Source organism: Opitutus sp. sgz309028 (genome assembly GCF_059821195.1).
Genome location: NZ_JCAMRR010000004.1, coordinates 168,157 through 180,549, shown reverse-complemented (window position 1 = coordinate 180,549; position 12,393 = coordinate 168,157). Strand labels below are relative to the sequence as shown.

The window sequence follows — 12,393 nt, the reverse complement described above, 5'->3', positions numbered from 1 at the left end:
TTCCTGCCTCGCCCCTATGAAACGTTCCCTTCGTCTCTTCTTCGCGGCCGCGCTCGCGGCGCTGTTGTCCTGCACCGTCACGCATGCCGCTGCCGCCGGCCCGAAGCTCGGGCTGCAGTCGTGGACCTGTCGCAACATGACCTTCGACGAGGTCGTGGCCTTCGCCGAGCAGCATCAGTTGAAATACCTCCAGCTGATCGCGAAGCACATCGATCCGAAAGGCCCGCGCGAGGAGACGCTGCACAAGAAGGCGATCCTCGAGCAGCACGGGCTCGTTTGCTACACGTTCGGCGTCAACGGCACCTCGCTCGACAAGGAGGAGAACCGGAAGCTGTTCGAATTCGCGAAACTCATGGGCATCGGGCTCATCATCGTGGAGCCGAAGAATCTCGCCGAGTGGGACAACCTCGAGGAGCTCGTGAAGGAATACGACATCAAGCTCGCGATCCACAATCACGGCAAAGGCACGGTTTACGGCGATCCCGCGACGGTGAAAAAAGTGCTCGCTGAGCGCGATGCGCGCATCGGCGTGTGCCTCGACATCGGCTGGGTGACCGCCGCGGGTTTCGATGCGGCGAAGGTGTTTCGTGACTACGACGGCCGCGTGTTCGACATGCACCTGAAGGACAAGAAAGTGGAAATGTCCGGCGACACGGCCGTGGTTCTCGATGTCGAGGCCGGCGCCGGCCAGTCGAATTACGACGGTCTGTTTGCGGAAATCAAAAAATCCGGCTGGAGCGGCGTGATGGCGATCGAAACGGACAACGCGAACTTCGCGAAAAATCCGCACGACCTCGTCGAAACCGCGAAAGCGCTGTTCGCAGCCAAAACGAAGTAAACCTTCGCCAGCGCCGGCGCCGGCCGGCGATTTGATGCGATTCTCTTCGAGCGCCGGTTCGCCCGGCGCTCGCTTTCTTTTCCACCGCGAATGTCCTTCTTCGAAATCCTCGGCACCGTGCTCGGCGTCGTCGGCGTGTGGCTGATGATTCGCCAGAATGTCTGGACGTGGCCGGTCGGCCTCGTGCAGGTGACGGTGTCCGCGTGGGTTTTTTTTGAGGCGCGGTTGTATTCCGATGTTTTGCTGCAGCTGATCTATATCGCGATCCAGGCGTATGGTTGGTGGCACTGGCTCCACCCGCAGGGCCGCGCGCATGCGGAGTTGCCGGTGACGCGATTGAGCGTGCGGGCGATGGTCGGCTGGAGTGCCGCGGGGGCGATTGGCACGGCGGCGTGGGGCGAGTTCATGCGGCGCAACACGGATGCGGCGTTGCCGCATTGGGACGCGTTCATCCTCGCGTTCAGCCTCATCGCGCAATGGCTGCAGGCGCGGAAGCGGCTCGAGAATTGGGCGACGTGGATGATCGTGAATCTCGTGGCGGTCGGCGTGTATTGGACGAAGGACCTGCGGTTGTTCGCGGGCCTGTATGCGTTGTTCTTCGCGATGGCGGTCGCGGGTCACGTCGAGTGGCGTCGCAGCATGAAAGCCGGCGAACGGGAAATGCCCGCATGAGCGAGACGAAACGAATCGCGGTGTTCGGCACGGAATCGACCGGCAAGACGCGGCTGGCGGAGCAGCTCGCGCGACATTTCGGCGTCGAGTGGGTGCCGGAGTATGCGCGGGAGTTCTGGGATCGCCACGGCGCGATCGCGCTCGACGACATGACGCCGATCGCGCGCGAACAGTGGCGGCGCGAGGACGCGGCGGCGGCGCGCGCCGGGCGTCTCCTGATTTGTGATACGGACGCGCTGACGACGATGCTGTGGAGCGATCTGCTTTACGGCACGTGTCCGGAGGAAGTGCGGCGCGGCGCCGAGCAACGCTGCCGCAACTACGCGCTCTACCTGCTGCTCGACGCGGACGTGCCGTTTGCGCCGGATCCGCAGCGCTGTTTCCCCTTGCCGGAGGATCGCGAGAAAGCGGCGCGCGTGTGGCGTGGAGCGCTTGAGCGCCGCGACCTGCCGTTTGTGGAAATTCGCGGTCTTTGGGCCGAGCGCGAGCGACAGGCCATCGCGGCGGTGGAGAGCGTGCTCGCGGGGCAGAAGTAAGCGGCTAAGGCGCCGCGGGTGAGCGCTGCCGAGATCATCGAGATGATCAAGAAACTGCCCCCGGAGGTGGTGGCGTTCGTGAAAAAGACGGAGCCGGCAGCAAACGAATCGGCGGCCAAGTATGCCTCGGATGCCGAATTCGATCAGGCGCTGAAACAAGTGGTCACGGAGAATAGCGAACTTCTTCGGCGCCTCGCGCAATGAGCGAGGGCGAGCCGGTTTTTGTGACTACAGCGCGGCGGCGAGGGTTTGGCTGAGCTCTTTCGGCGTGAGCGGGAGCGGGTTGGCTTTCATGCTGCTGGCGTTCAAGGCGGCGGCGACGATCGCGTTCGTATCCGAAGTCTGAATGCCGTAAGCGGCGAGCGATGGGATGCGCAGGGTGGCGACAAGTTCGCGGGTCCAGGCGACGAGGTCGTCGGGCCGGGCGTATTTGTTGCCCGTGACGATTCGCGCGATTTCGCCGTAGCGCTCGAGCGCCGGATGGCTCGCAGCACGGTCGCGGAGCGCGGTGAGATTCGCGGCGGTGACGGGAGCCAGGAGCGCGGCGCAGACGGCGCCGTGCGGCGCGGGGAACATCCCGCCGATCGGGCCGGCAAAACCGTGGACGGCGCCAAGACCCGCGTTGGCGAGCGCGAGTCCACCGCAGAGGCTGGCGAAGGCCAGGTCTTCGCGGGCGGCGGCGTCACGGCCGTCGCCAAAGGCGCGGCGTAGCGAACGCGCGATGCGCGGGAGCGCTTCGCGGCAGAGGCCGTCGGTCAGCGGATTCGCGCGGGCGGAGACAAACGGCTCGATCAGCTGGGTGAGGGCGTCGAGACCGGTCGTGGCGGTCACGGCGGGCGGGAGCCCGGAGGTGAGCTCGGGGTCGACGATGGCGACGCGCGGCAGCAGGTGCGGACTGCGCAGGCTGACTTTCACGCGGTGTTCGGGCGAGGCAAGGACCGCGTTGCGCGTAACTTCGGCACCCGTGCCGGCGGTCGTGGGAATCGCGATACAAGGCGCCGCGGGAGCGGCGAGCGGCCGGGCTCGGCCGATCACTTCGAGGTAGTCGAGGATCGGGTCGTGATTCGTGAGCAGCGCGGCGATGGCCTTGGCGGCGTCGAGCGCGCTGCCGCCGCCGAAACCGATGACGCAATCGCAACCGGCCGCGCGGGCCACGTTCACGCCGCGCGAAATATCGTCGAGCGTGGGCTCGCGCGTGATCGGAAACGTGGCCGTGGCGAGATCGGCGGACGCGAGCAGTTCGAGCAGGCGTTGCGCGCGCGCTGGATCGCGGCCGGTGACAACGAGCGGCCGGCGGCCGTGCTCTCGGGTGGCCGCGGCGGCTTCCTTGAGCGTGCCGGGGCCGAAAACGATGCGACCGGCGGTGGCGAATTCGAAGCGCACGGGCGGAGTGAAAGGGAAAGTGACGGTGAAGGGAGCGGCGGAAGCGTTTGCGTTTACCACTCGGTGTCGGGCGGGAAGACGTTGACCAGTTTACGAGCGGTGCGCGCCTCGGCCATCATCGTCGCAACCGTGTCGCGCCACGTGGCGTAGTGAGGCGTCTCGCGATGCGCGGCGTGAGCCGCGGGCGTGCGGTAGGCTTCGAGGAGCAGGAAACGGCTCGGATCTTCGAGGTCCTGCACGACGTCGAAGCGGGCGACGCCGGGCTCGGCCAGGCTCGCGCGGGCGTTGGCGAGCGTGGCGGCCTTGAAGGCGTCAATGCACTCGGGTTTTACGCGAGCCGAAACATGAAGGAGGTGCATGGCGGGGAGGGGGCTGGCGGAAGCCAACCACGAAATGACGGGAAAAACACGCCAGGATTCGGCGGGCACCAGCGACGCGATTTCGAATGGGCGCTGGACGCGGCGCCGCGCGTGACTACATCGGCGCAGGATGACGGACGATTTTGAAGATCGGTTTGGCGGCGTGGCGCGGCTCGTGGGGCGGGCGGGTCTGGCGCGGCTGCGCGACGCGCACGTCGGCGTGGTGGGCGTCGGCGGCGTCGGTTCCTGGGTGGTGGAAGGCCTCGCGCGCAGCGGCGTGGGCGCGTTGACGCTGATCGATCTGGACGATGTGTGCGTGACGAACGTCAACCGCCAGCTGCCGGCGCTCGACGGGCAGATCGGGCGACCGAAAGTGGAGGTGCTCGCGGAGCGCGTGCGCGCGATCAATCCGGGCTGTCGTGTGACGCCGCACGCGGAGTTTTTTACGGCGGCTTCGGCGGAGCGGTTGCTCGCGTCGCGCTTCGATTTCGTTGTCGACGCGATCGACAAACTTTCGAACAAGGCGCTGCTGATCGCGGCGAGCAGGGCGCGCGGTTTTCGCGTGTTGACGATCGGCGGCGCGGGCGGGAAACGCGATGCGACGCAGGTGCGCACGGGCGATCTCGGCGATTCGTGGGGCGACGAATTGTTGCGTCAGGTGCGGAAGAAGCTGCGCCGCGATCACGGTTTCGCGCACGGCGAGCAGACCGGGAAAATGTTCTGGGATGTGCGCTGCGTGTGGTCGAGCGAGCTGCCGGTGTTTCCGTGGGCCAATGGCACGTGCGCCGCGGACCCGGAGCCGGGATCGGAACTCCGGCTCGACTGCGCGAGCGGGTTTGGCACCGGCGTGTTCGTGACGGGCGCGTTCGGACTCGCCGCGGCGGGCGACGTGGTGCGGACGATCGCGGAGGCCGGTCCGCGTTAGTTTACGCGACCGCGGCTCCGCGCAGCAGAACGCGGATGACGTCGGCGGCGCTGTAGGAATCGCGGCTGAAATCGAAGTAGCGGGCCAGCTGCACGAGTTCGTCGCCGGCAGTGACGATCGGAAGCTCCGCTTCGCCGTCGCGCACTTGCGCGAAGCCGGCGGTCGCCGTGAGCCCGTTGCAGAGACATTTGCGGCCGACGGTCTCGGCTTCGGTGCCGCCTTTGCGGATGAAGTCGGCGACCGGCTCGGCGGCGCAGCGATAGCCGATGGAGCCGTCGCTGCGGCGGAAAAGTTGGCGCAGGTAGCCGAGGTCGCAGATACGCTGGCGTTTCGCGAACGCGGTGGCGTCGGAGAGGGTTTGCGCGAGTTGGGCGATCTTGAAGGGGAAGCCGGTGGGCGAAGCGAGCGGATCGGTGTGAACGCGGGCGGCGCCGGCGCGGATCAGATCGCGAAAACGACGTTTCAGATCGGGGATGATGCCGGACTCCTCGCAGAACGCGAACGCGGTGCCGACCTGCACGCCCACGGCACCCTGGGCCTGGGCCTCGGCGATTTTGCCCGGCCGGGAAAATGCGCCGGCGAGCCAGAACGGCAGGCCCAGCTCGCGGATTTTCGGAATCTCCGGCGTGTCGCGCGGGCCGTAGATGGGCTCGCCCGTTGAAGACAGTTGCAACGAACCGCGCGGAGGAGCGTTGTGACCGCCGGCGACGGCGCCCTCGACGACGAAACCGTCGACGCGGCCCGAGGACTTTTTGGCGAGCGTGGCCGCGAGGGTCGCGGAAGAAACGATGGCGAGAAAACGCGGACGCGGGACGGGCGGAAGCGGTTGTCCGGGAAACAGCGATTGCGGATCGAAGCGCAGCACGCGCAGCGGGTCGTCGGGCGCGGCGCCTTCGATGTCGAGCTTCAGTTCGACGGCCTCGCCGCGGGCGAGTCCATCGAGCACGCCGGGAATCGCTCGCGGGATGCCGGCGCCCATCAGCACGGTATCGACGCCGGCGAGCATGGCGCCGTAGAGCGAAGGCAGCGTGGGGAGTTGGATTTTTTCGAGGAGATTGAGGCCGACCTGGCCGGAGTGACCTTCCTTCGCGAGAAAGACCTCGGCGAAATTGGCGAGAACGCACAGCTCGATGAACGCCGCACTCAACGGGAGCGCGGGCATGGGCACCGCTTTGAACGGCTGGCCGGCCGGCAGGCCGCCGGGGACGTAGTAATCGCGCCAGATGCGTTCGGCGACGGCGGGCAGCGGAAAATGGTCGAACGCACGGCGGAGATGGCCGCCTGGATCGCCTTGTTGGAGGAGCCGGGTTTGGACAACCGCGAGCAAGGTGCCCGAGACGACGCCGAGCTGACCGGTGAGCGAGACGGCGCGGGCGAGGCGCCAGTTGGAGACGGCGACGCCCATGCCGCCTTGAATGATCGTGGGAAGTGACACGGGTGAGGCGTGTGGTGAAACCGCGACCTTGCCACCGGCGGTGCGCGGACGGAAGGGCGGACGTGCCGCGCGAACAGGAAAAGACTGCGCAGATCTTGCGCCCGCGCCGCGCAGGACAAGCGATGCGGAGCGTTCGTGTGGTGTAGGGCGAGTTGGGGCCCGTCCCTGGCTGCCTGAAACGCGAAAAGCTGGGGGCGGCGAATGGGCTAACGGGTCGGCGGGCCAAAGAGCGTGTGGAAGTTCTGCTCGATCTGCGCCGCGAGGGCGTCGAATTCGAGGCCGCGAATCTCGGCGAGACCGGCGTAGACGGCGCGGAGATTGGCAGGGTGATTGATCGGATTGCCATCGGCGAGGCCCGGGAGCTCGTGTGTGCGGCGCTCGGCCGGGAGCGGCATCGCGGGAGCGTCGGTTTCGACGAGCAAGCGGTTGGAGGGAAGCGTCTTGAAGACGTCGCGTTTGGCCGTGGCGCGTTCGCCGAGGAAGTAGCCGTTGAACGAAAAATAAGCACCCGCGGCGGCAAACTCGCGCGCGAGCTCGGCCGAGCCGCCGTAAGAATGCAGCAGGAAACCGCGCGATGGCAGCGACGCGCGGCGAAGGGCGTCGGCGAGCGCGCCCCAGGCGTCGATGCAATGAATCGTGACGGGCAGATTGCGCGCGGCGGCGAGTTCGAGCTGCCAGAGAAAAGCGTCGCGTTGTTCCTCGAGTGGCGCGCGGCGCAGACCGGCGAGGCGCGAGTCGTCGGGCTTTGCGCGATCGAGCATCCAGCGATCGAGGCCGATCTCGCCGATGCTCGCGCGAGGATCGGCGTCGAGGTGACGGAGCAGCGCGTCGCGCCAGTGCGGGGAGGCGTTGCCGACGTTCCACGGGTGGAGGCCGTAGGTGGGGAGACGGCTGAGTTGAGAGTTGAGGGCTGAGGGTTGAGAGTCGGAAGTGCGGCACAACTGGGCGACGTCGGGCCAGTCTTGTTCGCTGGTGCCGTTGACGACGCAGGCGCGCACGCCGGCGGGCGGGAGCTCGCGCAACACGCGTTCCAGGTGAGGCTTCAGCCACGGGTCCTGCAGGTGATTATGAGCGTCGAGCAACGGGACCACGGCGGAATCTTTCAGCTGGCGAGGTGCGCTCGGGCGAAGGACACGATGGCGGCGCGCACGGCGGCGAGTCCGCGCTGGCGGGTGGGCGACAACGTGCGCAGGAGATCGAGCGTCGCGAGCGGGTCGGCGTCGCTGGCGGCGATTTCGGCGGCGAGGGCGCCGCTGTAGAAATCCGCAAGGACGTTCACGAGGCCGCGCACGACCGGGGAATCGGCATCCGCGCGAAAATAACAGCGGCGGTCGTCGCGGAACTCACTCACGAGCCAGACACTCGAGGAACAGCCAGGAACGAGGCGCTCGGGCGTGCGTTCCGCGGGCGAAAGCGGCGGCCGGCGACGGGCGCGATCAACGATCGCGGCGAGGCGTTCCTGCGGATCGTGACAAAGCTCCAGTTCTTCGAGCAGCGCTTGCTGGCGGGCGTTGAGTCGCATGCGAGGCGCAGTCTGTCGAATTAGGCGCTAAAATCCAAGGGAAGTTGGCCGTTAATAGAGGACAAACGCGCCGCCATGTCCGATAACGTCCTCATTCCGCTGCCCGGCTTTTCCCTGCCGACCGATTTTCCCTGGCGGGTCGGTTTCATCGCGGCGGTGGACGAACATCTGCGCCGGTTGCGCGCGACCGGGCATTTCGTGCCGTCGCGCTTCTTTGCCTATTATTTTCGGGGCAATGTTCCCATGTCGGTCAGCGGTAACTGGACGGTGACGCTCGATCTGCAGCCGCCGATTTCGCAACTGCCGGAAGTCGTCGACTATGTGACGCAAGGTCAGTTCAGCATCGCGAGCGCGGCGCGCGACCGGCTGCCGGATTACATGTTGATTCACGACCGCCGCGACGGCGCGTGCTGGCTCTGGCGCTTCGAGCATGGGCTGCGTTTCGCGGAAGCGACCGATCCGGTGATGGACGAAGTCGATACCGGCATCGACGGCGCGCAGAACCCGAAGCTTTTGGAACCGTAATCGGGCGCACTGGCGTCCGTCCGAGCGAGCGGCGTTTTCATTCACGCCGTTGAGTAGGAAATCTTTGACCGCCATTAGCGGACCCGATGGAGTCGCGGAGCATGGCCCCCGTTACCGCTGCCCCGCATGGAGTTAAGCGCCGTCGTGATACGCTTTATCTGCAGGTCCTGATCGCGATTGCGCTGGGTGTGGTCGTGGGCTGCGTCTGGCCCGATTTTGGCGCATCGCTGCGGCCGCTCGGCGAGGCGTTCATCAAGCTCGTGCGGATGCTGATCGCACCGATCATTTTCACGACCGTGGTCGTGGGCTTGGCGGGGATGGGCGATTTGAAGAAAGTGGGCCGCGTCGGCGCCAAGGCGCTGCTGTATTTCGAAATCGTGACGACGTTCGCGCTGCTGATCGGTCTGGTGGTGGCGAACGTGTTTCAGCCGGGAGCGGGGTTTCACGCGACGGCGGAGAGTCTCGGCGCGCGAGCGGGCGAGATCGCGCGCTACACAACGGCGGCGCAGTCGCTCAGCACGGTGGATTTTCTGCTGCACATCATTCCGAACAGCTTTGTCGGGGCGTTTGTTGAAGGGGAGATTTTGCAGGTCTTGCTGCTCGCGGTGTTGTTCGGCTTGGCGATGGCGGGGCTGGGCGAGCACGCGCGGCCGGTGATGAACCTGATCAATGACATCGGCCGCGTGTTTTTCGGGATCGTGAGCATCGTCGTGCGGATCGCGCCGCTCGCGGCGTTTGGCGCGATCGCGTTCACGGTGGGCGCGTATGGGCTGGCCTCGCTGGCACGGCTGGTGTCGTTGCTGGCGTGCGTTTACCTGACGTGCTTCGTGTTTGTGTTCGTTGGGCTCGGTCTGGTGGCGCGGCTGGCGGGCTTCAGCTTGTGGAAAATTCTCAAACTCATCCGCGACGAACTGCTGATCGTGCTGGGAACCTCGTCGTCGGAATCGGCGCTGCCCGGCTTGATGCAGAAGATGGAGCGCGTGGGCTGTGCGCGTCCGGTCGTCGGCATCGTGGTGCCGGCCGGGTATTCGTTTAATTTGGACGGCACGTGCATCTACCTGACGATGGCGGCGCTGTTCATCGCGCAGGCCACGGATACACCGCTGGCGCTGGGGCAACAACTCGGGCTGCTCGCGGTGTTGTTGTTGACCTCGAAAGGCGCGGCGGCGGTGACGGGCGGCGGCTTTATCACGCTGGCGGCGACGCTGTCCGCGACCGGACACGTGCCGGTCGCCGGACTCGCGCTGATCCTCGGCGTCGATCGGTTCATGTCGGAGGCGCGGGCGATCACGAATTTCATCGGCAATGCCGTCGCGACGCTGGTGGTCGCGAAATGGGATCGCGAGCTCGACGTGACCAAAGCCGGCGAGGTGCTGGCGAATCCGGTGCTGGTGAATGGCGCGGCGCAGGTTGACGTTTAGCGAAGCGGATCCGAACGCGCATAAACTTCGCCGGCAGGCCGTGGCCGGCCGACGAACTCAGGCGCCGGCGGCGAGCGGCGGCATCGGCACGCCGAGCGTGGCGGCGACGGCGCGGAGCAACTCGGCCTCCGTGATCGATATCGTGCCGTCGGCGCTCACGACGCAGCCCGCGGCGAGCAACGTGCGTTGTTTGATCGGACCGCTGGCGACGGCGAGTTTGTCGAGCGCGGCATCGAGCCGCTCGAAATCGACTGGCGTCGGATCGAACGTCAGCTGCGGCTCGATCAGCTTGAGCTGCGCGGCGCCGGTGGCGAAGGCCTGTCGGGCCGCGGCCGCATCGTCGGTCGACGCATGGGCGAGCGCGGAAAGCACGGTGCCGATCTCGCCGACGAGAGCGTTGAAGGAATGAAACTGTACGACAGCGGCGCCGGGATCGCGTCCGAGCGCGAGCGCGCGGGTGAGGAGTTTTTGCAGCGCAAATTCGAACGCTGAGACGCGTCCATCGGCGTGCACGAGTTCGTCGAGCGTCTGCAGAAACGGCGCGAGCGCCTCGCGTGACAGCAGGTGAAGTGCGGGCAGCGAAAGTTGAACGAGGGGGAGTTTGTGCTCCGGGCCGAGCGCGAGCAACTCGGGCGCGAGGCGGTCGACGGCAGCAAGGGCGTCGGCTCCGGCGTGAAGCGAGATGAGGCGGCGCTGCGGCTCGCGTAGATCCGGATTCGCATCGAGCAGCAGGCCGTAGATGAGGATCGGGGCGGTGGACGGATCGCGGGCGGCCTCGCGCAGGCTTGCGGGGACGGCGGCGAGGAGCGATTCGGCGGCGGTGACGTGTTCCGGCCCCAGCGTGCCGGCGTGAGCGAGTGCGGCGGCGGCGCTGAAGGTGGGGAGTTCGGGCCGGGGAATTTGCCGTTTCGGCGGATGGAGGCCGGCGGAGACAAACGACTCGGCGGCGACGTCGACCTGTTCCGGCGGCTCGAACATCTGGTCGTCGAATTGTGGCTCGATCGCGCGGATGCGTTCGGCGAGCGGCGGATGGGTTGACCAGAGGCCGGTGAAACCGGAGCGGAAACTTTGGGCGAAAAAGAAATGGCCGATCGCGGCAGCCTTGCTGGTTTGGAGGCGCGAGCCGAGGGCGTAGCCGCCGATTTTTTTCAGCGCGCCAGTGAGGCCGGTAGGATTGCGGGTGAACTGGACCGCGGCGGCGTCGGCGAGGTATTCGCGCTGGCGGGAGACGGCGGCCTGGATCAGCCGGCCGAAGAAGTAGCCGACATAGCCGATGACCAGCAGGGCGAGGCCGACGAAGACGATCGCGGCGAGGACGCCGCCGGAATTCTTGTTGTTGCGCGAACCGCGGGAAACGCGCGCGTAGCGCAAACTCCACAAGATGCCGCGACCGGCGAGTCCGAGGACGAGGATGCCGAACAGCAGCGCGGTGAGGCGCAGGTTGAGGCGCATGTCGCCGTTGAGGATGTGGCTGAACTCGTGGCCGACGACGCCCTGCAGCTCGTCGCGGTTGAGTTTCTCGAGTGTGCCGCGGGTGACGGCGACGACGGCGTCGGACGTCGTGAGCCCGGCGGCGAAAGCGTTGATCGCGGGTTCGTCGTCGAGCACGTAGACGGCCGGCACCGGCGTGCCGGAAGCGATCGCCATTTCCTCAACGACGTTGAGGAGGCGGCGCTCGCGCAGATCGGTCGTGCGCGGGTCGATGCGGCGGCCGCCGACGCTCTCGGCGACGGCGCGGCCACCGGCGGAGAACTGCGTCCATTTCGCGAGCGAAGCGAACGTGACGACGGCGAGCACGGCGGAGGTGACGCCGAAGAAGAGTTTCGGCCGCCACAACGCGGGCGCGGAATCAGACGCGGTCGCAGTTTCGGCGTAGCGCTCGGGTTGTTCCGATTCGACGAAGCCGAAGCCGAGAAGGGCGGCGAAGTAGCTCGCGGCAATCGTGCCGAGCACGGCCAAGACGAAAAGCGCGACGAGCCGGGACGTGCGTTTCTTGGCACGAGCCTGGGCTTCGAAGAAGTCCATGGGCGAAGCTGATAGCTAAGAGCCTAGAGCCGGAACGGATCGGAGGCGGATCGAGCTCTGGGCTCTCAGCTCTGAACTCTGAGCTTCAGGTGAACGACACCTTGGGCGCCGTCCGCTCGGTGGCGTCGTCGATCTTGAAGAGTTCGGCCGGATGAAAACCGAACATGCCGGCGAAAACGACGTTGGGGAAGGTCTCGCGGGCGGTGTTGTAGGTCATGACGCTGTCGTTGTAGGCCTGACGGGCGAAGGCGATTTTGTTTTCCGTCGAGGTGAGCTCCTCGGTGAGCTGCATCATGTTCTGGTTGGCCTTCAGATCGGGATATTGCTCCGAGACGACGAGCAGCCGCGAGAGCGCGCCGGTGAGGCCGGTTTCGGCGGCGGCGAGACTGCGGACGGCGCTGGCGTCGGCGGGATTGGCGGCGGCGGTTTGCGCGGCAGCGGCGGCGATGTTGCGGGCGCGGATGACGGCCTCGAGGGTTTCGCGTTCGTGCTTCAGGTAACCCTTGGCCGTTTCGACCAGATTCGGGATCAGGTCGTAGCGTCGCTTCAGCTGCACGTCGATCTGGGCGAAGGCGTTTTTGAAACGGTTGCGGAGGCTGACGAGGCTGTTGTAGATGCCGACGATCCAGAGGCCGAGCAGGAGAACGAGGGCGGCGAAGATGCCGAGGACGACGAGAGCGCTCATGGGGAGGAGGGGAGGTGGTTGCGCAACGAGGTCGCAGGATGGCGGGAGCGGGGGGAGCGCGCGAGTC

At 66.6% G+C, this 12,393-nt stretch carries 14 protein-coding genes; 7 read left to right on the top strand and 7 right to left on the bottom strand.

Annotated features, from left to right (window positions below):
- The first annotated feature begins 16 nt into the window (after positions 1–16).
- The 4 genes from AC6RV7_RS16365 (at position 17) to AC6RV7_RS16350 (ending at position 2,250) form a co-directional block, all read left to right on the top strand.
- The gene (locus AC6RV7_RS16365) at positions 17–838 is read left to right on the top strand and encodes a sugar phosphate isomerase/epimerase family protein (protein ID WP_500095101.1); all 822 of its coding nucleotides are present in this window, start codon (positions 17–19) and stop codon (positions 836–838) included.
- 90 nt (positions 839–928) lie between these two features.
- Entirely contained in the window at positions 929–1,510 is a 582-nt protein-coding gene (pnuC, locus tag AC6RV7_RS16360; protein WP_500095100.1) for a nicotinamide riboside transporter PnuC, read from the top strand.
- Entirely contained in the window at positions 1,507–2,046 is a 540-nt protein-coding gene (locus AC6RV7_RS16355) for an AAA family ATPase (protein WP_500095099.1), read from the top strand. Before pnuC ends, AC6RV7_RS16355 begins: the two co-directional genes overlap by 4 nt.
- Positions 2,047–2,088: 42 nt before the next feature.
- Complete coding sequence (locus tag AC6RV7_RS16350) at positions 2,089–2,250, top strand: hypothetical protein (RefSeq protein ID WP_500095098.1); 162 nt, start codon at positions 2,089–2,091, stop codon at positions 2,248–2,250.
- A gap of 24 nt (positions 2,251–2,274) precedes the next feature.
- On the opposite strand, the gene AC6RV7_RS16345 is transcribed toward AC6RV7_RS16350, so the two are convergent.
- Both AC6RV7_RS16345 and AC6RV7_RS16340 read right to left on the bottom strand, forming a co-directional pair.
- Positions 2,275–3,429: an iron-containing alcohol dehydrogenase gene (locus tag AC6RV7_RS16345; protein WP_500095097.1), complete on the bottom strand. Its 1,155-nt coding sequence runs from the start codon at positions 3,427–3,429 to the stop codon at positions 2,275–2,277.
- A gap of 53 nt (positions 3,430–3,482) precedes the next feature.
- Positions 3,483–3,788 (bottom strand): putative quinol monooxygenase, encoded by a 306-nt coding sequence (locus tag AC6RV7_RS16340; RefSeq protein ID WP_500095096.1) that lies wholly within the window; start codon positions 3,786–3,788, stop codon positions 3,483–3,485.
- 130 nt (positions 3,789–3,918) lie between these two features.
- Here AC6RV7_RS16340 and AC6RV7_RS16335 point away from each other — a divergent pair, with 130 nt between their 5' ends.
- Complete coding sequence (locus AC6RV7_RS16335; RefSeq protein WP_500095095.1) at positions 3,919–4,713, top strand: tRNA threonylcarbamoyladenosine dehydratase; 795 nt, start codon at positions 3,919–3,921, stop codon at positions 4,711–4,713.
- Position 4,714: 1 nt separating this feature from the next.
- Here AC6RV7_RS16335 and AC6RV7_RS16330 read toward each other — a convergent pair whose 3' ends face one another.
- The 3 genes from AC6RV7_RS16330 to AC6RV7_RS16320 form a co-directional block, all read right to left on the bottom strand.
- Positions 4,715–6,148, bottom strand: a complete 1,434-nt coding sequence (locus AC6RV7_RS16330) for a nitronate monooxygenase (protein WP_500095094.1) — start codon at positions 6,146–6,148, stop codon at positions 4,715–4,717.
- 206 nt (positions 6,149–6,354) lie between these two features.
- On the bottom strand, positions 6,355–7,239 hold the full coding sequence (locus AC6RV7_RS16325) for a TatD family hydrolase (protein WP_500095093.1): 885 nt from the start codon (positions 7,237–7,239) through the stop codon (positions 6,355–6,357).
- A gap of 11 nt (positions 7,240–7,250) precedes the next feature.
- Positions 7,251–7,670: a SufE family protein gene (locus tag AC6RV7_RS16320; protein WP_500095092.1), complete on the bottom strand. Its 420-nt coding sequence runs from the start codon at positions 7,668–7,670 to the stop codon at positions 7,251–7,253.
- A gap of 75 nt (positions 7,671–7,745) precedes the next feature.
- Here AC6RV7_RS16320 and AC6RV7_RS16315 point away from each other — a divergent pair, with 75 nt between their 5' ends.
- Positions 7,746–8,195: a hypothetical protein gene (locus tag AC6RV7_RS16315; protein WP_500095091.1), complete on the top strand. Its 450-nt coding sequence runs from the start codon at positions 7,746–7,748 to the stop codon at positions 8,193–8,195.
- A gap of 101 nt (positions 8,196–8,296) precedes the next feature.
- The gene (gene dctA / locus AC6RV7_RS16310; RefSeq protein WP_500095090.1) at positions 8,297–9,616 is read left to right on the top strand and encodes a C4-dicarboxylate transporter DctA; all 1,320 of its coding nucleotides are present in this window, start codon (positions 8,297–8,299) and stop codon (positions 9,614–9,616) included.
- A gap of 57 nt (positions 9,617–9,673) precedes the next feature.
- Here dctA and AC6RV7_RS16305 read toward each other — a convergent pair whose 3' ends face one another.
- A complete protein-coding gene (locus AC6RV7_RS16305; protein ID WP_500095089.1) occupies positions 9,674–11,641 on the bottom strand; it encodes a M48 family metallopeptidase in 1,968 nt (655 codons plus the stop codon).
- A gap of 85 nt (positions 11,642–11,726) precedes the next feature.
- Positions 11,727–12,326, bottom strand: a complete 600-nt coding sequence (locus AC6RV7_RS16300; RefSeq protein ID WP_500095088.1) for a LemA family protein — start codon at positions 12,324–12,326, stop codon at positions 11,727–11,729.
- Positions 12,327–12,393: the final 67 nt, after the last annotated feature.

Bases quoted from the DNA above. Each gene is read 5' to 3' on its own strand.
- AC6RV7_RS16365 (WP_500095101.1), top strand. From the start codon at position 17: ATGAAACGTTCCCTTCGTCTCTTCTTCGCGGCCGCGCTCGCGGCGCTG.
- pnuC (WP_500095100.1), top strand. From the start codon at position 929: ATGTCCTTCTTCGAAATCCTCGGCACCGTGCTCGGCGTCGTCGGCGTG.
- AC6RV7_RS16355 (WP_500095099.1), top strand. From the start codon at position 1,507: ATGAGCGAGACGAAACGAATCGCGGTGTTCGGCACGGAATCGACCGGC.
- AC6RV7_RS16350 (WP_500095098.1), top strand. From the start codon at position 2,089: ATGATCAAGAAACTGCCCCCGGAGGTGGTGGCGTTCGTGAAAAAGACG.
- AC6RV7_RS16340 (WP_500095096.1), bottom strand. From the start codon at position 3,788: ATGCACCTCCTTCATGTTTCGGCTCGCGTAAAACCCGAGTGCATTGAC.
- AC6RV7_RS16335 (WP_500095095.1), top strand. From the start codon at position 3,919: ATGACGGACGATTTTGAAGATCGGTTTGGCGGCGTGGCGCGGCTCGTG.
- AC6RV7_RS16320 (WP_500095092.1), bottom strand. From the start codon at position 7,670: ATGCGACTCAACGCCCGCCAGCAAGCGCTGCTCGAAGAACTGGAGCTT.
- AC6RV7_RS16315 (WP_500095091.1), top strand. From the start codon at position 7,746: ATGTCCGATAACGTCCTCATTCCGCTGCCCGGCTTTTCCCTGCCGACC.
- dctA (WP_500095090.1), top strand. From the start codon at position 8,297: ATGGCCCCCGTTACCGCTGCCCCGCATGGAGTTAAGCGCCGTCGTGAT.
- AC6RV7_RS16305 (WP_500095089.1), bottom strand. From the start codon at position 11,641: ATGGACTTCTTCGAAGCCCAGGCTCGTGCCAAGAAACGCACGTCCCGG.
- AC6RV7_RS16300 (WP_500095088.1), bottom strand. From the start codon at position 12,326: ATGAGCGCTCTCGTCGTCCTCGGCATCTTCGCCGCCCTCGTTCTCCTG.